Here is a 20931-nt window from a genome sequence, read left to right as displayed (position 1 = left end):
AGGAATTATTACATGGCAATTAAACATTATAAGCCAACTACTCCTGGACGTCGCGGGATGACAACTTTAGCTAACGAACAGTTAACTAAAAATGTTAAACCAGAACGTTCATTAGTAGCTCCACTAAGTAAAACTGGTGGACGTGGTAATACAGGTCGTATTACAACTCGTCACATCGGTGGTGGACATAAACGTCAATACCGTATTATTGACTTTAAACGTAACAAAGATGATATTCCAGCAAAAGTTGCAACAATCGAATATGATCCAAACCGTTCAGCAAATATCGCTTTATTAAGCTACGCTGATGGGGAAAAACGTTATATTTTAGCTCCTAAAGGACTAAAAGTAGGCGACGTAATTTATAGTGGTGCATCAGCTGATATTAAAGTTGGTAACGCTAAAGAATTAGGTCAAATGCCTGAAGGTACATTAGTACATAATATTGAATTAAAACCAGGACGTGGTGCACAATTAGTGCGTTCAGCTGGAACATCAGCTCAAGTTCTTGGTGTTGAAGAAAAACATGTTACTGTTCAATTAGCATCTGGTGAAGTTCGTAAGATTTTATCAACATGCCGTGCAACAATCGGTGAAGTTGGAAACTCAGAACATTCATTAGTTAACATTGGTAAAGCTGGACGTAAACGTCACATGGGTATTCGCCCAACTGTACGTGGTTCTGCAATGAACCCTGTTGATCACCCTCATGGTGGTGGGGAAGGACGTACTCCAATCGGACGTAAGTCACCTATGACACCTTGGGGTAAAAAAGCTATGGGTGTTAAAACTCGTAGAGATAAAAAAGCATCGACTAAGTTAATTGTACGTCGACGCAATGATAAGTAGACGAAAGGAAGGAAGAAAGATATGAGTCGTAGTTTAAAAAAAGGACCATTTTGTGATCTTCATTTAATGAACAAAGTTGAAAAACTAAATGCAGAAAGCAAAAAAGAAGTAATTAAAACATGGTCACGCCGTTCAACTATTTTCCCTCAATTCGTTGAGCATACGTTTGCGGTGCATAATGGTAAGGAACACGTTCCAGTGTTTGTTACTGAAGACATGGTAGGACATAAATTAGGTGAGTTCGTACCAACACGTCGTTATACAGGTCACGCAGCTGACAAGAAGGCGGGTCGTTAATATGGAAGTAAAAGCAATAGTTAAAACAGTTCGTGTTACTCCACGTAAAGCACGTCTTGTTCTAGATGAAATTCGTGGACTTGATGTTGATCATGCAGCAGCTATCTTAAGATATACACCTAATTCTGCTTCAAAAGTAATCGCTAAAGTCTTAGACTCAGCAATTGCAAATGCAACAAACAATCATCAATTAGATGAAGAAAAACTTTACATCTCAGCATGCTATGCTGATGAAGGTGTAACAATGAAGCGTTTCAGACCTAGAGCTAAAGGTTCTGCAGCGCCAATCATGAAGCGTACAAGCCACATCACTGTTGTGGTTTCGGAACGCGCCTAAAGGGAGGACAGACAATGGGACAAAAAGTACATCCGATCGGTATGCGCGTTGGTGTCATTCGTGATTGGGAATCACGTTGGTATGCTGAAAAAGATTTCGCAAATTTATTACACGAAGATAAATTAATTCGTGACTATATTTTCAAAAATCTTAAAGATGCATATGTATCACGCGTAGAAATCGAACGATCAAAGAATCGTGTTGACATCATTATCCGTACAGCTCGCCCAGGAGTTGTTATTGGAGTTAATGGTGCAAATATTGAAAAAGTTAAAAAAGATATTGCAAAAATCTCAGAAGGCAACACAGTTAACATTAAAGTGTTAGAAGTTGCTAACCCAGATTTAGATGCTCATTTAGTTGCTCGTAACATTGCTGAGCAATTAGAACAACGTGCATCATTTAGAACTGCTCAAAAACGTACAATTCAACGTACAATGCGCGCAGGTGCTAAAGGAATCAAAACTGCCGTTTCAGGCCGTTTAGGTGGAGCAGATATGGCTCGTTCAGAAGGATATTCAGAGGGAATCGTTCCTCTTCATACACTTCGTTCAGACATTGACTACGCACACTATGAAGCTAATACTCAATTTGGTATCTTAGGTGTTAAAGTTTGGATCTGCCGCGGTGAAGTATTACCAGGTCAAAAGGTTCAAGAACCTGAAGCACCTAAGGGTGGTAAGTTTGATCGACCACGTCGTCGTCGTAACGACCGTCGTCCAAACAACAACCCACGTAATGCTAAACCAGCAGCTTCAGCTGCATCAAAAGACGAGCAAGGAGGTAACTAGTTATGTTAATGCCAAAACGTACAAAATATAGAAAACCACATCGTCTTTCATACGAGGGACGTTCAAAAGCTGGACGTACTGTTGCTTTTGGAGAATACGGTTTGGTTGCTGAATCAGGAAACTATGTAAGTAACCGTCAAATCGAATCTGCTCGTATTGCAATGACTCGTTATATGAAACGTGGTGGGAAAGTTTGGATTAAAATCTTCCCTCACTTAGCAATCACTAAAAAACCATTAGAAGTTCGAATGGGTTCTGGTAAAGGTGCACCTGAAGGTTGGGTTGCAGTTGTTAAGCCAGGTCGAGTAATGTTTGAAATCGCTGGAGTACCTGAAGAAGTAGCACGCGAAGCGTTCCGCTTAGCTTCACACAAACTAGCAGTTAAAACTCGATTTGTTAAAAAGGGAGAGGAGGAACAAGTATGACAACAGTAAAAGAAATCCGTGAAAAAAATGACGCTGATTTATTAGTTGAAATTGATGCTTTAAAGGAAGAGTTATTTGATTTACGTTTCCAACAAGCAATTGGTCAACTTGAAAATCCTGCTCGATTAAGAGAAATCCGTAAAACGATTGCTCGGATTAAGACAGTGATCACTGAGCGCGAGCTTAGTGACAATAAGTAGGAGGACACAACGCGATGGAAAGAAACAAGCGCAAAGTTTACCGTGGTACTGTTGTATCTGATGCAATGGATAAAACGGTAGTAGTAGAAGTAAAAACGTCAAAACGTCATCCATTGTATGGAAAACGTGTAAACTATTCAAAAAAATTCAAGGCTCATGATGAAACTAATGAAATCAAAGTTGGAGATATTGTTGAAATTATGGAAACTCGTCCATTATCAGCAACTAAATTCTGCCGCGTTACTAAATTAGTTGAAAAAGCCGAAGTATTGTAGGAGGTTGTCAAGATGATACAAAATGAATCAAGATGTAAAGTCGCTGACAACACTGGTGCTAAGGAAATCTTAGTAATTCGTTGCCTAGGTGGTAGCCGTCGTCGTTCAGCAAGCATTGGAGACATTGTTGTTGGTACGGTTAAACATGCTATTCCTGGTGGAACAGTTAAAAAAGGTGATGTCGTTAAAGCGGTAGTAGTTCGTACTAAATACGGTGTACGTCGTGAAAATGGATCATACATTAATTTTGATGATAACGCAGTTGTTATCTTAAAAGATGATATGACTCCTCGCGGAACTCGTATTTTTGGACCGGTAGCTCGCGAGCTTCGTGAATATAATTTCATGAAAATCGTATCATTAGCACCGGAAGTGTTATAGGAGGCTTTTATGAGAATCAAACGTGGAGATAATGTTCAAGTAATTACAGGCTCATACAAGGGCACCATTGGTGATGTCATTGAAGTTTCACCTAAACATGACAAAGTTAAGGTTGAAGGTGTTAATTTAATTAAAAAACACATGAAACCAAGCCAAATGAACCCAGAGGGTGGTATTATTGAACAAGAAGCATGGATTCATGTTTCAAACGTAATGTTATACGATGCTAAAGCGAAAGCTCCAAGCCGTGTAGCTTACACAGAAGAAAAAGGTAAAAAAGTTCGCGTCTATAAAAAATCAGGCGCAGCAGTAAAATAAGGAGGTATAGCTAAATGAACTTAAAAGAACAATACAAAAATGAAGTAGTTGCTAAATTAGTTGAAGAATTTAACTATACTTCAGTAATGCAAACACCTAAACTCGAAAAAATCGTAGTTAACATGGGTGTTGGTGAAGCAATCAACAACACAAAATTCTTAGATGATGCTGTTGCTGATTTAGAAATTATTACTGGTCAAAAACCAGTTATCACAAGAGCTAAGAAATCAATTGCTAACTTCAAATTACGTGAAGATATGCCTATTGGATGTAAAGTTACACTTCGTGGTCAAAAAATGTATGACTTCTTAGAAAAACTTATCAAAGTTGCTCTTCCTCGTGTACGTGACTTCCGTGGTATTAACGGTGGATCATTTGACGGACGTGGTAACTATACTATGGGTGTTAAAGAACAATTAATTTTCCCAGAAATCGATTTTGACAAAGTTAATAAAGTTCGTGGTATGGATATTACTATCGTTACTACAGCTAAAACAGATAAAGAAGGTTATGCTTTACTTTCAATGTTAGGCATGCCATTTAAAAAGGAGGGTAACTAATGGCTAAGAAATCAAAAATCGCTCGTGAAAAACAACGTCAAGAGATCGTAGATCGCTACGCAGAAAAACGTGCTGAACTAAAAGCCAAAGGTGACTACGAAGGACTTCAAAAACTTCCTCGTAATGCATCACCTGTACGTCTTCACAACCGCGATATGGTTGACGGACGCCCTCACGGATACTTACGTAAATACGGTATGTCTCGTATTCGCTTCCGCGAAGCTGCTCATAAAGGGCAAATTCCAGGCGTTAAAAAGGCAAGCTGGTAGTATAAAGGAGGAGCTTTTCAGATGTATGTAACAGATCCAATCGCTGATTTACTTACACGTGTTCGTAATGCTATTCAAGCAAAACACGATGTAGTTGAAATTCCAGCAAGTAAAGAAAAAACAGAAATCGCTAGAATTTTGAAAGAAGAAGGTTTTATCCGCGACTACCTAGTTAGTGGTGAAGGAATCAAGAAGACAATTACAATTGTTCTTAAATATGGTCCTAACAACGAACGAGTAATTAGCGGGTTAAAACGAATTTCAAAACCTGGTAAACGCGTATACGCGAAGACAAATGAAGTTCCACGTGTTCTTAACGGACTTGGAATTGCAATCATTTCAACTTCAGAAGGTATGCTAACAGACAAGCAAGCTCGCGCTAAACATGTTGGTGGCGAAGTCTTAGCTTACGTTTGGTAAGAGAGGAGACACTAAATGTCACGTATCGGAAATAAAACGATTACCATTCCGGCAGGCGTTGAAGTCGAATTAAAAGCTGGCAATGAGGTGACAGTAAAAGGTCCTAAGGGAACTTTAACACGTCAGTTCAGTGAGCTTTACGAAATCGAAATCAACGGAAGCGAAATTAACGTTAAACGCCCGAATGATTCAAAAAAAGTTAAACAATTACATGGTACTACACGATCACTAATCGCTAACATGATTACTGGAGTAAGTGAAGGATTCACTAAATCTCTAGAATTAGTTGGTATCGGGTATCGTGCATCTAAGTCAGATAACAAGTTAGTCTTGAATGTTGGATACTCACATCCAATCGAGTTTGAACTAGAAGATGGTGTAGATATCGAAGTACCTAGCGCAACAGCTATTAACATCACAGGTGTTGATAAGCAACGCGTTGGAGAATGGGCAGCAAACATTCGTGCTACTCGTAAACCTGAACCATATCTCGGTAAAGGTATTAAATACAAGAATGAAGTTATCCGTCGCAAAGAGGGTAAAACAGCAGCTAAGAAATAGTGGGAAAGGAGAATTTGAACGATGGCAAAAAAATTATCAAGAAATCAAGAACGAGTTCGTCGTCATGCTCGAGTTCGTCGTAAAGTCAGTGGAACGCAAGAACGCCCACGTCTTAGCGTGTATCGATCAAATGGAAACATTTCTGCACAAGTTATTGATGATGTTACAGGTAACACATTAGTATCAGCAGGATCGGTACAAATGAAACTCGCAAATGGCGGTAATATTGAGGCAGCAGCGCAAGTTGGTAACGCTGTAGCTAAATTAGCATTAGAAAATGGAATTAAATCTGTAGTGTTTGACCGTGGTGGTTATATTTATCATGGACGTGTTAAAGCATTAGCAGAGGCAGCTCGAGAAGCTGGACTAGAGTTTTAATAAGGAGGAACATGATGAATCGTAAACCTAGAAGAGAACAACGTGAACAAGAATTCGAAGAACGCGTTGTTGTCATCAATCGTGTAACTAAAGTTGTTAAGGGTGGTCGTCGTTTCCGCTTCGCTGCTCTAGTTGTAGTTGGTGACAAAAAAGGTCGCGTCGGTTTCGGAACAGGTAAAGCCAACGAAGTTCCAGATGCAATCCGCAAGGGTGTTGAAGCCGCAAAGAAAAACTTAATTAACGTTAAGATGATTAACGGAACATTGCCACACGCTAACACAGGAAAATTTGGTGCCGGAGAAGTATTTGTACGTCCTGCAGCAGAAGGTACTGGAGTTATTGCTGGTGGAGCAATTCGTGACGTTATGGAGTTAGCAGGAGTTACTGACGTGCTAACAAAATGTATTGGTTCACGTACACCAATCAACATGGTTCGTGCAACATTTGAAGCACTTGAATCAATGAAAACTGTTGATGAAGTTGCGAGTTTAAGAGAAATCAAAGTCGAAGACGTACGATAGTAGGAGGCCTTTATGAAATTACATGAATTAAAATACAATGAAGGTGCACGCCAAGATCGTAAACGTCTTGGTCGTGGACAAGGTTCAGGAACTGGTAAGACATCAGGAAAAGGTCACAAGGGTCAAAATGCTCGTAGTGGCGGTGGTGTTGCACTAGGATTTGAGGGTGGTCAAACACCATTGTTCAAACGTATTCCTAAACGCGGTTTCAAAAATGTTAACCGTGTGGACTACGCAGTTGTTAACTTAAGTTCATTAAACGTATTTGAAGACGGAACTGAAGTTACAATTGAAGCACTTTTAGAAAAAGGAATTATCAAAAAAACACTTGACGGAGTTAAAATCTTAGGTCAAGGTGAATTAGAGAAAAAATTAGTTGTTAAAGCTAACGCATTCTCAAAATCAGCAGTTGAAAGTATTGAAAAATTAGGTGGAAAAGCAGAGGTAATCTAATGAGATTTTTTACTGATTTATTCAAAAATAAAGAAATCAGAATAAGAATCATTTTCACACTTGCATTGTTATTGATTTATCGACTAGGGACAGTTATTCCTGTTCCTAACGTCGATAGCGTTAAAGTCGCAGGATCAATGGCAAGCGAACTAAACTCAAATACATTAGTTGGAATGATGAATATTCTTGGTGGAGGGTTTATCCAATCATTTTCAATTTTCGCTCTAGGTGTAGGACCTTACATTACCGCATCAATTATTATCCAATTGTTATCAATGGATGTTATACCATATTTAACTGAGCTAACGAAATCTGGTCAAAAGGGTAAATTACAACTTGACCGAATTACACGTTATCTTGGAGTGGTATTAGCATACGTTCAAGCGATTGGAATTATTAGCTTACTCAACAATCAACATAAGATTTTGTTGAGTAGTACTGTAGCGGACTACTTCTTTATGGGAACTGTAATGGCTGCGGGAACAATGTTCCTTCTATGGCTTGGTGATCAAATCACTCAAAAGGGTGTAGGTAATGGATTATCAATGATTATTTTCGCAGGTATCGTATCAAATCTTCCAAGTCAATTTAAAGGCGCTTTCGCTGAAATGACTAAGGGTGGTACAACTATGGGCTTTGTATGGTGTGCAGTTTATGTGCTTCTATACTTAGCGATTATTATTCTTGTTATTTATATGAACGGTGCCGTTCGTAAAATTTCAATTCAATATACATCAAACGTAGGTGGAACTACACGTGGTAAGAGTATGAACCATTTGCCATTAATGATTAACTCTGCATCAGTTATTCCAGTAATTTTTGCTGGAGCAATTATGCAAGCACCAGTTATTGTTATGAGTTGGATTAACCAAAATAGTGGTTTCTATAAATTCATGACAACGACAATGAGCTTACAACAACCCGTAGGATTGATTGTTTATGCATTATTAATAATTGCATTCACATTCTTCTACACTCACTTACAAGTAGACCCTGAGAAAATTTCAGAGGACTTCGGTAAGAATGGATCTTATATCCCAGGCGTTCGCCCAGGTAAAGATACAAAAAATTACATTAGTACGATTTTAAATCGTATTACGGTATTAGGATCGTTATTCCTAACGTTTGTAGCACTACTCCCTCATGTGTTACCAATGATTACACGAGGAGCAATTCCAGCAAGTACAGCAATTGGTGGTACTGGTATCATCATCGTTGTCGGAGTTGCACTTGAAACAGTTAAAGAACTTGAGGGTCGTATGACACAACGTTCATATAAAGGTTTATTTAACAAATAACAATTAGGAGGACAGTTTATGAATTTATTAATCATGGGTCCTGCTGGTAGTGGTAAAGGTACAATGTCAGCGCATATTGTTGAATTGTTCAATGTTGCTCACATTTCGACTGGAGATATGTTTAGAGAAGCTATCTCAAATGCTACTCCAGTTGGAATCGAAGCAAAATCTTATATTGATCAAGGAAAGCTTGTGCCTGACGAAGTAACCGACCGCATGGTAAAAGAGCGTATCTCAAAAGATGATTGCTTGAATGGTTACTTATTGGATGGATATCCACGTAACTTACATCAAGCAGAAGCACTTGAGGTAATGTCAAATGATATTAACCGCCCTATTGATTTAGTAATCAATCTTGAGGTAGAATATGAGGAGCTTGTAAATCGAATTACAGGCCGTCGTCTATGTAAAGATTGTGGTGCAATCTATCATATTGACAATAATCCACCTAAAGTAGAATCTAAATGTGATATTTGTGGTGGAGAACTATACCAACGAAGCGATGACAATGAAGAGAAACTTCAAGTCCGTTTTGAAGAGTATATTAACCAAACAAAACCAGTTATCGATTATTATCGTGAAAAAGGTTTAGTTCGTGACGTTAATGCATCTCAACCTGCAGAAAATGTTATGAATGAGATAAAAAACATCTTGGAGGCGGTTAAATGATATCAACCAAGTCTGAACGTGAGTTAGAATTAATGCGCGAAGCCGGTCGAATTGCTTTTGAATGCCAAGAGGCAGTTAAAGCAGCAATCCAACCAGGCGTATCAACCAAACATTTGGATGATATTGCTCGTAACTATATTCTAAGTCAAGGTGCAACACCAGCGTTTCTTGGTTATGATGGATTTCCGGGTTCAATATGTGCTTCGGTAAATGAAGTTTTAGTTCATGGTATTCCTAGTTCAGAGGTAATCCTCAAGAATGGTGACATTATCACGATTGATGTTGGCGCTATTTATAAAGGTTATTACAGCGATCATGCTTGGACATATCCTGTTGGGGAAATAAGTGATGAAGCACAAAACTTATTAAAAGTAACTGAAGAGTCGTTATTTGCAGGAATTGAAGCTGCTGTAGCGGGAAATCGTATAGGAGATATTGGTCATGCAGTTATGACGGTTGTTCAACCATTTGGTTATGGACTACCTGTTGAATACTCAGGACACGGTGTCGGAACTTCGATGCATGAAGCTCCATACGTACCCAATGTTGGTGTTCCTAATAAAGGGGCGCTTCTTCGCAAAAATATGGTTATTGCGATTGAACCTATGGTTCAAATTGGAACCAATAAAACATCTGTATTAGATGATGAGTGGACTGTTGTTTCAGAAGACAGATCCTTAACAGCTCATTTTGAACATACAGTAGTAATTCTTGAAGATAGTTATGAAATTTTAACTCGAACAAAGGAGGCTTTTAAACACTCATGAGCAAAGAAAATGTTATCGAAGTAGATGGAGTAGTTCTTGATACATTGCCTGGAGCAATGTTTAAGGTGGAACTCAGTAATGGTCATGAAATTTTAGCTCACGTATCTGGTAAAATCCGTATGCACTACATTCGCATTTTACCGGGAGATCGCGTGACTGTTGAGATTTCGCCTTACGATTTATCACGTGGGCGCATTACATTTAGACATAAATAAGATAGTTTTAGGAGGATAATACTATGAAAGTAAGACCATCTGTAAAACCAATGTGTGAAAAATGTAGAGTTATTCGACGCAATGGTAGAGTAATGATTATTTGTGAAAATCCAAAACACAAACAAAGACAAGGATAGGAGGACGTCATATTAATGGCTCGTATAGCAGGAATTGACATTCCACGTAACAAACGTGTAGTAGTCTCATTAACATATATCTACGGTATTGGCTTAACAACATCAAAAGAAATCTTAACAAAATGCGAAATCAGCGAAGATATCCGCGTTAAAGATTTAACTGAAGAGCAAGTTAATGCAATCCGTCGTGAAGTAGAATCAATCAAAGTTGAAGGGGATCTTCGTCGTGAAGTTAACCTTAACATCAAACGCTTAATGGAAATCGGTTCAAACCGAGGAATCCGTCATCGTCGTGGCTTACCAGTTCGTGGACAACGTACAAAAACAAATGCACGTACACGTAAAGGACCTCGTCGTACAGTAGCGAACAAGAAGAAATAATTAGGTTAATTAATTAGGAGGAAAACGTAATGGCAAAAGCAAAAGTAGCTCGTAAACGTCGTGTCCGTAAGAATATAGCACGCGGAGTTGCACATATTCATTCGACATTTAACAATACTATTGTTACAATCTCAGATGAACAAGGAAATGTTATCGCTTGGTCAAGTGCTGGTGCTTTAGGCTTCAAGGGTTCACGTAAGTCAACACCTTATGCAGCTCAAATGGCATCAGAAGCAGCAGCTAAAGCGGCAGTTGATCATGGTATGAAAACAGTTGAAGTTAGTGTTAAAGGACCTGGACCAGGTCGTGAATCGGCAGTTCGTGCACTTCAAGTAGCAGGACTAGAAATTAGTGTAATTAATGATGTTACACCAGTTCCGCACAATGGATGCCGTCCACCAAAACGTCCACGTGGATAATAATATAAACTATAACAAGGAGGTATTCATAGATGAACAAGTTTGAACGTGCGAAATTTGAAGTAAAAGAATTTGATGAAACAGCACATTATGGTAAGTTCGTTATCGAACCACTTGAACGTGGTTTTGGTAATACTATCGGGAATGCGCTAAGACGTGTACTCCTTTCATCTTTACCAGGCGCAGCAGTTTACTCGATCAAAATTGAGGGTGTGTATCATGAATTCACATCAATTGCAGGCGTTGGAGAAGATGTTACAGGTATCGTTCTCAACGTTAAGGATCTTGTTTTAAATGTACAAGATGAAGAAGTTTATACACTTCGAATCTCACAAAAAGGTCCTAAAGTTGTAACAGCAGCTGACATCGAATGCCCAGCAAATGTGGAGATCTTGAATAAAGATCACATCATTGCAACACTTGCAGAAGGTGCAGTGTTAGAGATGGAGCTTAAAGCTCGTAATGGTCGTGGCTATGTAAGTTCTGATGAAAACAAATTAATCTATCAAAATGCATCACAAGGAATTGGCACGATTTTTACAGATTCTATTTATACTCCAATTGAAAGAGTTAAGTATCACATCGAACCGACACGTGTCGGTCAAGACTCTAAATATGATCGTTTAATTATGGAAGTTTGGACTAACGGTTCAATTCAACCACAAGTAGCGTTATCATTAGGTTCAAAAATTTTAATGGACCATTTAGAACAAATTGTTGCAATTAAAGATTCAGTTTATGAAACAGAATCAGTAATTAAACCTGATGTATCAGGCGTTGAAAATCCAATGGCAACAATGATGATCGAAGATTTAGACTTGTCAGTTCGTTCATATAACTGCTTAAAGCGCGCAGGTATTCAAACAGTTGAAGAGTTAACACTTAAGACTGAAGATGAAATGATGCGCATTCGTAATCTAGGTAAGAAGTCACTTAAAGAAGTTAAAGACAAACTCCATGATCTTGGATTAGGCTTTAAATCATTTGAATAGGAGGAAATAGAATGAAAAACCGTAAATTAGGTCGTGATTCAGCTCACCGTAAAGCATTGCTACGCAATCTTTCAACTAGCTTAATTGTTCATGGTCGAATCGAAACAACAGAAAAGAAAGCAATGGAACTACGTTCAGTTGCTGATAAACTTGTAACTCTTGCAAAACGCGGGGACTTACATGCTCGTCGTGAAGCAGCGAAAATCGTATTTAACGTTGTTGCAGATGAAAAAACTGGTCAAACAGCGCTTCAAAAACTATTTGATGAAGTTGGACCTAAATATGCAGACCGTAATGGTGGTTACACACGTGTAATCAAAACTGAAATGCGTCGCGGTGATGCAGCTCCAATGGCTATTATTGAATTCGTTTAATTTTAGTTAATAAAGATAAATTTTAGTATGCACGGAATCCTTACGGTTTCCGTCTCGAGATACTATAATTATTTCTTTTAAAACCGTTTTAGATTTCTAAAGCGGTTTTTTTTGCGTTTTGAACGCTATAAACAACAAGAGGCAGGGTTAATATAGATTTATTGCATCATAAACTCTCAATTATTAAAGTTCCGTAGATAGGCTAGAAACGAGTTATACGCCGGTTGTCTACAATTTAAAAGTTAGAAATAATATTTCAATATTTGACCAAAGATGATGAAAATATAATTTGACTTATTAGATGAAATAAGGTAATTTAATATTAAGGGTACATAAGTACCAAGGAGGAGAAATATGGACGCATTTATTAAGTTTTTGGATGAAAAATTGTCCGCGCCAATGGCTAAACTTGCGAACCAACGACATTTACGTGCAATTCGTGACGGGATTATCGCAACATTGCCGTTAATCATCGTAGGATCTTTCTTTTTAATTCTCGCAGCACCGCCGTTGCCTGAAAGTTGGAAACTTTATCAATTTCTAACTGAGCATGCAGCTAAAATATTATTACCATTCCGATTGTCAATGGCAATCATGACCTTGTATGCAACATTCGGAATTGGTTCAAGTTTGGCTAAGTCTTATGATTTGGACGAACTATCGGGAGGAATTCTTGCAACTGCAGCCTTTCTACTGACTTTTATTCCGATAAATATCCCTGCAGATGCAGGCTTGGAGGTATCTGGATGGGTATTACCAATGGCAAACCTTGGTGGAGCAGGTATGTTTGTTGGTATCATCACTTCCATTCTTGCAGTAGAAATATTCCGTTGGACTGATAGATCAAACTTTAAGATCTCCATGCCACCTCAAGTTCCTACATCTGTAGCACGTTCTTTTGAAGCACTTGTGCCAACTGCAATTATTCTTATTCTCATGGCAACAATTACATATTGGATTGGCTTCAATTGGCATACATTTATTGCGGGACTTGTTAAACCAATTGTCCATGCAGCGGATACCTTACCAAGCGTACTTATTATCGTATTCTTAGTGACATTCTTTTGGTCATTTGGGATCCATGGTGTATCCATTATCGGTACATTAGCACGACCAATTTGGTTACAACTTCTTGATAAAAATACAGCTGCTTTAGTAGCTGGAGATGCACTTCCAGCAATCAGTGCAGAACCTTTCTATCAATGGTTTATTTGGATTGGAGGTTCAGGAGCTACTATTGGGCTTGCAATAGCGATGGCGTTTTTCTCGAAATCTGCGTATGCGAAATCACTCGGGAAAACAGCATTTATACCGGCGTGCTTCAATATTAACGAACCAATTATATTCGGAGCACCAATCGTAATGAACCCAATTCTTATCATTCCTTTTATCATTACACCAATGGTGGGTACGATTATCGCATGGGTGGCTACATCAGCCGGTCTTGTGAACCGTGTTATCGTTACAGCACCTTGGACCTTACCGGGGCCAATTGGTGCCTATATCGCAACTGGAGGAGATTATAGAGCCTCGATTCTAAATATTATTTTAATAATAATTTCAGTGGTGATTTACTATCCGTTCTTTAAAATTTATGATAATAAATTATTGGAAGAAGAGCGCATTGGAAATTAAAGATTTTTAACTTAGACGAAGGTCTTGCATCCGCAAGACCTCTTTCATTAAATATGAGGTATACTATGTATAAATACGAAAAAAGTAATTCTGCACCACTTATTAGTTTTAAAAGTGCATTTATAATTGTTGGGAGTATTCTTTTGGGAACAATTTTGATACCAGCGATGCTTAAACAATTAGGATTAAACCAAAAATGGATTGAGGTACTTGTAGTATCAGGGATCACCTCACTCTCGACAAGTTTTTGTTTCTTCTTTATTGAAACAAATAAGCGTTTAACGCGGTCATTTTGGATTGTTTCGATCGTCTTATTTTTCGTTATCGGTCTTATCTCGACATTTTGGATTTACGAAATATTATATATATAAGGAGTTAGTATGAGAAAACTTGGAATATCAATTTATCCTGACAAATCGTCAGTTGAATCAATGAAGCGTTATATCGATGATGCAGCCGAAGCGGGTTTTTCCCGAATTTTTTCGTGTTTGTTGTCAGTAGATAAACCTAAATCAGTTATCAAAGAGGAGTTTTTAGAAATAAATCGTTATGCCCGATCAAAAGGATTTGAAATTATTGTGGACGTAAGTCCCCGAGTCTTCAAAGATCTTGACATCAGTTACGCAGACCTTTCATTTTTTTCTGAAATTGAGGCAGATGGATTAAGACTGGATGCTGGTTTTGGTGGAAGTGAAGAGGCAATGATGACTTTTAATCCATATAATTTAAAAATAGAAATCAATATGAGTAATGATACGCATTACATCGACACGATTATGGACTATCAACCGAATCAATATAATCTAATTGCTTGTCATAATTTCTATCCACACCCATACTCGGGACTTAACGAAGATTTTTTTGTGAAGTGTACTCAAAACTTTACAAAATACGGTTTACGTTCTGCTGCCTTTGTGACAAGTCAAGCGGAAGGATCATATGGACCGTGGCCAGTTTCTGATGGTCTTGTTACGTTAGAGAAACATCGTTATTTACCAATTGATGTGCAAATCAAAGATTATGTTGCAATGAACGTAGTTGATGACATTATTATTTCAAATTGTTATCCGACTAAGGAAGAGATGGAAGCGATTAAAAAAATCGATCTTTACAAGTTAAATTTATCTGTCGAATTAGTTCCAGATATTCCAGAAGTTGAGCGAAAGATTGTCTTAGAAGAACCCCATTTTAATCGTGGTGATTTGGGCGACTTCTTGATTCGCTCTACGATGTCACGAGTAAAGTATAAAGGGCACGATTTTAAAATCTTTAACACTCCGGACGTAATCAAACGGGGCGATATTATTATTGAAAGTAGTTTATTTGGTCATTATGCGGGTGAATTACAGATTGCAACCAAAGATATGAAAAATACAGGGAAATCGAATGTCGTGGGTCATGTCATCGCGGAAGAACTTTTCTTACTGGACCGTATTAAGCCATGGCAAAAGTTTAGTTTTACATTATGAAGTATTATTTAGGCATTGATGCAGGGGGAACTTATACGCGTCTGGTACTCTTTAACGATGATGGTCATGAAGTTGATTCCCTCCGTTTAGAGAGTATTCATTACATGCAAGTTGGTTTTGATGGTATTACAAAGATTCTCCAGCAAGGAAAGGCTGAATTTGAGAATCGCGGCTATTCTTTTGAAGCAGTTGATGTTGCGATTGGGACAGCGGGTTATGGAAATGACTCAAAAATAAGAGAAAAAATTGAGAATGCCATTTGGTTGGTATTTCCAAATGCTCTTATTATGAATGATGCGCATTTCGCAATGGTCTCAGCACTGGATAACCATGATGGCGTGTACATTATTTCGGGTACAGGTTCAATTGCGATGCGTAAAATAGGATGTACTATGGACCGGCGAGGCGGTTTTGGGTATTTGTTGGGTGATGAGGGAAGTGCTTTTTGGATTGGGCGCCATTTATTAAGTGTTTTTACCCAAGAATCGGATGGCCGTCTCCCGAAATCTGATTTCTATCACGTGATGATGGAGCATTTTAAATTAAAAAAACCGTATGATCTTGTGAGTGTTGTGAATGAAGCAAAAGACTGTTATCGAAGCTTTGCTGCGGAGGTTAGCCTTGTGGGTTCTAGATGCTTGCATGTTGACCATGTTGCTACAACATATCGAAATGCGGGTATTGAACTTGCGAAACTCGCAAACAGTTTTGAGCTCAATGGAAAAACGAAAATTGCTCTGGGTGGTGGTGTCCTTTTAAATAATGAGTGTGTTCGAGCTTCATTCATCGAACATATTCATGAAGACTATGAGGTTGTGCCGAACCATCAAACTGTTGAATATGCTGCTTATCTACTTTTAAATCAAAAAACCCCCTTATGAAATTTCATAAGGGGGTTTCTTCGTATTGAAATAGTACATCAAGGGTACAATTCAAAACAATTGCGCATTTAAACGCAAGTTCTAAAGACGGATTGTAGGAACCTTTTTCCAGGGCAATAACGGTTTGACGTGAGACGCCAACTTGTTCAGCAAAATATTGCTGGGTATAACCGAGTTCTTCGCGTTTATCACGAATATTATTTAGAATCAAAATAGGCCTCCTAGCGAAAGTAAAGTTGTTTGAGTTTGAAGTAATAACAAAGTTCATAGATCGTGAATAGAATCCCGATTGCGTAAAGTATTGTACTACTCTTAACTAAAAGGGGTCCCATCATTAATACGGATAGGTAAATGAGTACAGCCATTACAAGAATATTGCCAGCAAAGCGTCGTGCTGGCGCATCTATTAAAATACTGCGTTCATCTTCATCGAGTTGATCAATTTCTTCGAAAAGAAATGTTTTCCAAGAATCTCCACTTTTTCTCTTGTAGATAAAAAGAACTGTAAGGGCAAATGTAATAAAAATAAAAACCCATACAATTGAAATTTTAGCCTGATTTGTGACGGGTCCCACACCTGCATCACTTATGATTAGCTGTTTTATCTTATCAAATTGAATCATGGTTCCAAGGAAGCCCCAAATTAGGATTATTACATAAATAATTCGATTACGTGTTTGTTTCATAGTATTCCTCCTGTTAAGTTAACTTTACAATAATTGCATTGACATGTCAAGTCAAGTTTACATTAAAATGTATTGTCTTTAAAGGAAATTTTTAAAAATTGCTTTAACTTGCGGAATTGCATCAATGGTATCGAATTCATCGGATTATGCTTGAACTATCACTGTTTATTTCTTACGATTGATGTTGTAGGAGGAAGTTACAATGAAAAAGCCAAAAATTATTCTTTTAGTTTTATCGCTTATAACACTTATTACTCCCGGACATCGTGTCCTGTCTGTGGCTGCAGATAATGCCACGCAAGACTCAAATACTGTTACCATCATGCATACGAATGATATGCACGGTCGTTTTGGTACGAAGTCTCTCGGTCTTGCACATATTAAAACACTTAAAGATGAGATAAATCCACTGCTTTTAGTCGATGGTGGTGATGCCTTTCAAGGTCTACCTATTTCAAACGTAGATAAAGGGGCGAGTATGGCAAAAATCATGAATGCCGTTGGCTATGATGCAATGGTCGTTGGAAACCACGAGTTTGATTTTGGTACAGCGGTTGCATTAGGTGAAGAGGAAGGTTTTGGATCAAACTTGAAGTTTCCAGTTCTTTCATCAAATACAATATATACTGAGTCAAATCAGAAAGTATTTAAAGAGTCGACGCTTATTTCGAAATCGAATTCAAACTCCGCACTTATCGAGAAGGACGGTTATAAAATTGCCGTAATTGGGGCAACAACACCTGAAACACAGACTAAAACGCATCCTAAAAATATTGAAGGTATATCGTGGTTGGATCCAATTCCAACAGTTACACATGAAATTTTAAAAGAAGAATACCAGGATGTAGATTTTTATGTTGTCTTAACACACCTCGGTATTGATAATGAAACTAAAACTGCATGGCGCTCAGATACGTTAGCGCATTCTTTATCTGAAAACAGTAACATGAAGGACAAGAAGATCCTGATCGTAGATGGTCATTCTCATACACCGATCGAAAAGGGGATTCATGTTGGAGATAATGTAATCTTAGTTCAAACTGGAGAACATCTAAATAACGTAGGACTTGTAACACTTAATTTAGATGATTTCAGTTCAAGTGTCGCGAAATTAATTCCTTTAAAAGACATTGCGAATCAACCGGATCCAGAAATTATGGAAATTATTCAAACTTCAGATGCTGCATATTCAGATCTCGTTTCGAGAGTCATAAAAGAAAATAATACGATAGATTTCCAAGGGCAACGTGACTTCGTACGTGTTCAAGAAACAAACTTAGGTAATATTATTACGGACTCGATGGTTGCTTATGGAAAAGAAGGATTTAGAAATCCTACAGATTTCGCGGTCATTAATGGTGGCGGTATTCGGGCAAATCTTTCGAAGGGACCGATTACACTGGGTGATGTAATTAGCGTATTACCATTTGGGAATGTCATGTCCCAAATTTCCGTAACAGGGCAGCAAGTATGGGACATGTTTGAATTCTCACTTCGTACTGATGTGCAAGATGTTCTTGATCATCATGGACTCCCAAAATTAGGCTCAAATGGTGGTTTCTTACATGTATCGGATACGATACGCATCCATTATGATCCGACTAAAGATGCATCCAGTCGGGTCCTCGGAATTGATATCTATGATGTCAAACAAGATCGCTTCGTCCCAATTGATTTAGAAAAAACCTATCACATGGCGACCAATGATTTTCTAGCTGCTGGTGGAGATGGTTACTCGATGTTGGGTGGTGCGCGTGAAGAAGGCCCATCCCTTGATGCAGTCTTCGCAGATTTCATGGAACATAACGCATTTATCGATTGGGAACGTTATGATGAAACTCAAAATCCTCAACGTATCATTTCGATTCTTGAAAAAGATTATGTCATCCCAAGTGTTACCCCTTTAGAGTTTGAAGCACTTGAACAAATCCTGGACAAAGCAAAAGCAATTAAACCGAATGACTATACAGAAGAAAGTTTTCAAAACCTACAGGATGCGATTGCTGTCGGAGAATCTTACCTTCAGTCTCTAAGTAAGAGAACTGCTTCACCGGTTTCACAAGACGATATTAATAAAGCGATTGCGCAGATTGAAGATGCGATTGCGAATCTCAAACTTAAAGACTTGGATAAACCAATCGTAGTCCCTGAAAAACCGGTAACACCTGGTATCGATATGAAAACTCCAGTATTATCAGGGGATCAACAAACTACAAATATCTCGACCTTACCTAAGACAGGTATAAACAAGCGTTTCACTTATGGTCTAGGGAGCGGTTTAACTGTTCTTGGTTGGATTCTTGTGAGAGGGATTCATAAAAAAGAAACGGATAACCAATAAGAAATGAGTGCACAAATAAATCTCAAGAATTAATTTTAAAATTAACACGAAGTTTACACAATCTTCCTTATCTTATAACTTTAATTTCCATTCGAATTTGTGTTAGAATAGTAATAGATAAGAAAGGGAGGATCATGTATGAAAAAAGTATTTCCACTCGCAATTCTTGGCGCCGCAATTGGAGCTGCAGGTTATTATATGAATCAAAATAACAAAAAGCATGTTGAGAAAACGATTGAAACTCTCGATGAAATTAGCCGATCTGCTGCAGATACGGTCTCAGAACTTGCACAAGAAATTGATGAATCGGAAGAAGCTTAGTAAAACTAAGCTTTTTTTAGTTTTACGGTCTCAAATATGATAAAATATCATAAGTAAACACATAAAAAGGTGAGGTAAACAATGAAAAAGACACTAATAGAACGACTTGTTCGTTATACAAAAATTAATACCCGTTCCGATGCGGCGTCCAAAACGATTCCATCATCGAAAAACCAATTTGATTTAGCTGAGGTTCTTTATAATGAGTGCATTCAAATCGGTCTTGAAAAAGTTCATATGGATGAATTTGGTATTGTAACTGCGCTATGTCCATCTAATGTTGATGTTGATGTGCCTACCATTGGATTTATTGCACACATGGATACGGCCGATTTTAATTCGGAAAATGTTAAACCACGCGTTATCGAAAATTACGATGGTTCTGATATTGTTCTGAATGAAGAACTAGACATCATTTCAAAGGTTTCAATGTTCCCATCACTTAAAGATTATGTTGGTAAAACATTAATTGTGACTGATGGTACAACTTTACTCGGCGCAGATAACAAGGCTGGAGTTACGGAAATTATGACTGCCATGGAATATCTAATTGAGCATCCAGAGGTAAAACACGGAGATATTCGGATTGCGTTTACCATCGATGAAGAAATCGGTACAGGGGCTGAGAGTTTTGATGTTGAAGCTTTTGGAGCTGATTTTGCCTATACTGTTGATGGTGGTGCTTTAGGTGAAATGGAATATGAAACATTTAATGCGGCGGAATCCGTTGTTACTGTGAAGGGTGTTTCGGTACATCCAGGATCTGCGAAAGATACAATGGTAAATGCTTCTGTGGTAGCACATGAATTTTTTGCAATGTTACCGATTCAAGAGCGACCTGAACACACGGAGGGTTATGAAGGATTTTACTTATTAACCGAGATGAGTTCAAATATTGAAGATGCAACGATGTCATTTATCATTCGTGATCATGATATGGATCTGTTTACACGTCGTAAGGAAATGTTAGACACCATCGCATTAAAACTTAATGAGAAATACGGCTACGAATGTGTTTCGGTTAAAACTACAGATACTTACTACAATATGAAGAACATTATCGAAAAAGACATGAGCATTGTGGAATTGGCTGAAAAAGCGATGGTTTCAATCGATGTGGAACCTATCATTGCACCGGTACGTGGTGGTACGGATGGATCCCGTCTTTCTTATATGGGATTACCAACACCGAACCTATTTACAGGCGGTGAGAATTTCCACGGTAAACATGAGTTTGCAGTTGTGGAAACCATGGCTAAAGCTACAGAGTTGATTATTGCGATATCAGAGTTAAATACAAAGCGCTAGTTT

The 20931-nt window shown here is 38.1% G+C and carries 34 protein-coding genes; 32 read left to right on the top strand and 2 right to left on the bottom strand.

Translation table 11 applies throughout. The annotated features are described in order from the left end of the window. Window positions 1-12: 12 nt before the first annotated feature. From rplB to NMG63_RS06225, 29 genes are all read left to right on the top strand, one after another. Window positions 13-849, top strand: a complete 837-nt coding sequence (rplB, locus tag NMG63_RS06365; protein WP_254006711.1) for a 50S ribosomal protein L2 — start codon at window positions 13-15, stop codon at window positions 847-849. A 21-nt stretch (window positions 850-870) separates the two neighbouring features. After that, the gene (gene rpsS / locus NMG63_RS06360; RefSeq protein WP_003775192.1) at window positions 871-1146 is read left to right on the top strand and encodes a 30S ribosomal protein S19; all 276 of its coding nucleotides are present in this window, start codon (window positions 871-873) and stop codon (window positions 1144-1146) included. Window position 1147: 1 nt separating this feature from the next. Continuing rightward, window positions 1148-1483, top strand: coding sequence for a 50S ribosomal protein L22 (gene rplV / locus NMG63_RS06355; protein ID WP_003775195.1), 336 nt, complete (start codon window positions 1148-1150; stop codon window positions 1481-1483). Between the two features lie 14 nt (window positions 1484-1497). Further along, window positions 1498-2274: a 30S ribosomal protein S3 gene (rpsC, locus tag NMG63_RS06350; protein WP_003775197.1), complete on the top strand. Its 777-nt coding sequence runs from the start codon at window positions 1498-1500 to the stop codon at window positions 2272-2274. Between the two features lie 2 nt (window positions 2275-2276). After that, entirely contained in the window at window positions 2277-2699 is a 423-nt protein-coding gene (gene rplP / locus NMG63_RS06345) for a 50S ribosomal protein L16 (RefSeq protein WP_003775199.1), read from the top strand. Then, the gene (rpmC, locus tag NMG63_RS06340) at window positions 2696-2899 is read left to right on the top strand and encodes a 50S ribosomal protein L29 (RefSeq protein ID WP_003775201.1); all 204 of its coding nucleotides are present in this window, start codon (window positions 2696-2698) and stop codon (window positions 2897-2899) included. Before rplP ends, rpmC begins: the two co-directional genes overlap by 4 nt. Window positions 2900-2913: 14 nt before the next feature. Next, window positions 2914-3174 (top strand): 30S ribosomal protein S17, encoded by a 261-nt coding sequence (gene rpsQ, locus NMG63_RS06335; protein WP_003775202.1) that lies wholly within the window; start codon window positions 2914-2916, stop codon window positions 3172-3174. A 12-nt stretch (window positions 3175-3186) separates the two neighbouring features. Continuing rightward, window positions 3187-3555, top strand: a complete 369-nt coding sequence (gene rplN, locus NMG63_RS06330; protein ID WP_254006710.1) for a 50S ribosomal protein L14 — start codon at window positions 3187-3189, stop codon at window positions 3553-3555. Window positions 3556-3564: 9 nt separating this feature from the next. Next, window positions 3565-3873: a 50S ribosomal protein L24 gene (rplX, locus tag NMG63_RS06325; RefSeq protein ID WP_003775207.1), complete on the top strand. Its 309-nt coding sequence runs from the start codon at window positions 3565-3567 to the stop codon at window positions 3871-3873. A 14-nt stretch (window positions 3874-3887) separates the two neighbouring features. Then, window positions 3888-4433 (top strand): 50S ribosomal protein L5, encoded by a 546-nt coding sequence (rplE, locus tag NMG63_RS06320; RefSeq protein ID WP_003775209.1) that lies wholly within the window; start codon window positions 3888-3890, stop codon window positions 4431-4433. Further along, window positions 4433-4702 (top strand): 30S ribosomal protein S14, encoded by a 270-nt coding sequence (rpsN, locus tag NMG63_RS06315; protein ID WP_003775210.1) that lies wholly within the window; start codon window positions 4433-4435, stop codon window positions 4700-4702. Before rplE ends, rpsN begins: the two co-directional genes overlap by 1 nt. A gap of 21 nt (window positions 4703-4723) precedes the next feature. Continuing rightward, window positions 4724-5122, top strand: coding sequence for a 30S ribosomal protein S8 (gene rpsH, locus NMG63_RS06310; protein WP_003775212.1), 399 nt, complete (start codon window positions 4724-4726; stop codon window positions 5120-5122). Between the two features lie 15 nt (window positions 5123-5137). Then, complete coding sequence (gene rplF / locus NMG63_RS06305; protein WP_003775214.1) at window positions 5138-5683, top strand: 50S ribosomal protein L6; 546 nt, start codon at window positions 5138-5140, stop codon at window positions 5681-5683. Between the two features lie 21 nt (window positions 5684-5704). Further along, the gene (gene rplR, locus NMG63_RS06300) at window positions 5705-6061 is read left to right on the top strand and encodes a 50S ribosomal protein L18 (RefSeq protein ID WP_123171273.1); all 357 of its coding nucleotides are present in this window, start codon (window positions 5705-5707) and stop codon (window positions 6059-6061) included. A gap of 14 nt (window positions 6062-6075) precedes the next feature. After that, on the top strand, window positions 6076-6582 hold the full coding sequence (rpsE, locus tag NMG63_RS06295) for a 30S ribosomal protein S5 (RefSeq protein ID WP_013853151.1): 507 nt from the start codon (window positions 6076-6078) through the stop codon (window positions 6580-6582). 12 nt (window positions 6583-6594) lie between these two features. Continuing rightward, window positions 6595-7035, top strand: a complete 441-nt coding sequence (gene rplO, locus NMG63_RS06290; RefSeq protein WP_003775219.1) for a 50S ribosomal protein L15 — start codon at window positions 6595-6597, stop codon at window positions 7033-7035. Next, entirely contained in the window at window positions 7035-8333 is a 1299-nt protein-coding gene (gene secY, locus NMG63_RS06285; protein WP_003775221.1) for a preprotein translocase subunit SecY, read from the top strand. The genes rplO and secY overlap by 1 nt, the downstream gene beginning before the upstream one ends. An 18-nt stretch (window positions 8334-8351) precedes the next feature. Beyond that, window positions 8352-9002: an adenylate kinase gene (locus NMG63_RS06280; RefSeq protein ID WP_003775223.1), complete on the top strand. Its 651-nt coding sequence runs from the start codon at window positions 8352-8354 to the stop codon at window positions 9000-9002. Then, window positions 8999-9769, top strand: coding sequence for a type I methionyl aminopeptidase (gene map, locus NMG63_RS06275; RefSeq protein WP_003775225.1), 771 nt, complete (start codon window positions 8999-9001; stop codon window positions 9767-9769). Before NMG63_RS06280 ends, map begins: the two co-directional genes overlap by 4 nt. After that, entirely contained in the window at window positions 9766-9984 is a 219-nt protein-coding gene (gene infA / locus NMG63_RS06270) for a translation initiation factor IF-1 (protein ID WP_003775226.1), read from the top strand. The genes map and infA overlap by 4 nt, the downstream gene beginning before the upstream one ends. 23 nt (window positions 9985-10007) lie before the next feature. Beyond that, window positions 10008-10121, top strand: coding sequence for a 50S ribosomal protein L36 (rpmJ, locus tag NMG63_RS06265; protein WP_016357297.1), 114 nt, complete (start codon window positions 10008-10010; stop codon window positions 10119-10121). Between the two features lie 15 nt (window positions 10122-10136). After that, window positions 10137-10502 carry a 30S ribosomal protein S13 gene (gene rpsM / locus NMG63_RS06260; protein WP_003775228.1) on the top strand — a complete coding sequence of 122 codons (366 nt, stop codon included), beginning with the start codon at window positions 10137-10139 and terminating at the stop codon, window positions 10500-10502. 29 nt (window positions 10503-10531) lie between these two features. Further along, window positions 10532-10921 (top strand): 30S ribosomal protein S11, encoded by a 390-nt coding sequence (gene rpsK / locus NMG63_RS06255; RefSeq protein WP_003775229.1) that lies wholly within the window; start codon window positions 10532-10534, stop codon window positions 10919-10921. Window positions 10922-10953: 32 nt separating this feature from the next. Continuing rightward, window positions 10954-11913 carry a DNA-directed RNA polymerase subunit alpha gene (locus NMG63_RS06250; protein WP_003775232.1) on the top strand — a complete coding sequence of 320 codons (960 nt, stop codon included), beginning with the start codon at window positions 10954-10956 and terminating at the stop codon, window positions 11911-11913. A gap of 11 nt (window positions 11914-11924) precedes the next feature. Then, a complete protein-coding gene (gene rplQ / locus NMG63_RS06245) occupies window positions 11925-12287 on the top strand; it encodes a 50S ribosomal protein L17 (protein WP_003775234.1) in 363 nt (120 codons plus the stop codon). Between the two features lie 354 nt (window positions 12288-12641). Next, window positions 12642-13922: a PTS sugar transporter subunit IIC gene (locus NMG63_RS06240; RefSeq protein ID WP_254006709.1), complete on the top strand. Its 1281-nt coding sequence runs from the start codon at window positions 12642-12644 to the stop codon at window positions 13920-13922. Window positions 13923-13987: 65 nt separating this feature from the next. Next, window positions 13988-14293: a hypothetical protein gene (locus tag NMG63_RS06235; RefSeq protein ID WP_254006708.1), complete on the top strand. Its 306-nt coding sequence runs from the start codon at window positions 13988-13990 to the stop codon at window positions 14291-14293. A 9-nt stretch (window positions 14294-14302) separates the two neighbouring features. Beyond that, on the top strand, window positions 14303-15391 hold the full coding sequence (locus NMG63_RS06230) for a DUF871 domain-containing protein (RefSeq protein ID WP_254006707.1): 1089 nt from the start codon (window positions 14303-14305) through the stop codon (window positions 15389-15391). Then, window positions 15388-16272, top strand: coding sequence for an N-acetylglucosamine kinase (locus NMG63_RS06225; protein ID WP_254006706.1), 885 nt, complete (start codon window positions 15388-15390; stop codon window positions 16270-16272). Before NMG63_RS06230 ends, NMG63_RS06225 begins: the two co-directional genes overlap by 4 nt. Before the next feature lie 4 nt (window positions 16273-16276). Here NMG63_RS06225 and NMG63_RS06220 read toward each other — a convergent pair whose 3' ends face one another. Both NMG63_RS06220 and NMG63_RS06215 read right to left on the bottom strand, forming a co-directional pair. After that, window positions 16277-16483, bottom strand: a complete 207-nt coding sequence (locus tag NMG63_RS06220; RefSeq protein ID WP_254006705.1) for a helix-turn-helix transcriptional regulator — start codon at window positions 16481-16483, stop codon at window positions 16277-16279. A gap of 10 nt (window positions 16484-16493) precedes the next feature. Continuing rightward, the gene (locus tag NMG63_RS06215; protein ID WP_254006704.1) at window positions 16494-16958 is read right to left on the bottom strand and encodes a hypothetical protein; all 465 of its coding nucleotides are present in this window, start codon (window positions 16956-16958) and stop codon (window positions 16494-16496) included. Window positions 16959-17160: 202 nt separating this feature from the next. On the opposite strand from NMG63_RS06215, the gene NMG63_RS06210 reads away from it, so the two are divergent. From NMG63_RS06210 to pepT, 3 genes are all read left to right on the top strand, one after another. Beyond that, entirely contained in the window at window positions 17161-19299 is a 2139-nt protein-coding gene (locus tag NMG63_RS06210) for a 5'-nucleotidase C-terminal domain-containing protein (protein WP_254006703.1), read from the top strand. 138 nt (window positions 19300-19437) lie between these two features. After that, entirely contained in the window at window positions 19438-19620 is a 183-nt protein-coding gene (locus NMG63_RS06205; protein WP_003775252.1) for a hypothetical protein, read from the top strand. Between the two features lie 81 nt (window positions 19621-19701). Beyond that, window positions 19702-20928 (top strand): peptidase T, encoded by a 1227-nt coding sequence (gene pepT, locus NMG63_RS06200; RefSeq protein WP_254006702.1) that lies wholly within the window; start codon window positions 19702-19704, stop codon window positions 20926-20928. Window positions 20929-20931: the final 3 nt, after the last annotated feature.

It is taken from the genome of Erysipelothrix amsterdamensis, from assembly GCF_940143175.1.
GTDB classification, from domain to species: Bacteria; Bacillota_I; Bacilli_A; order Erysipelotrichales; family Erysipelotrichaceae; genus Erysipelothrix; species Erysipelothrix amsterdamensis.
The sequence above is the reverse complement of the archived record's forward strand: the minus strand, read 5'-3'. Positions and strand labels throughout refer to the sequence as shown.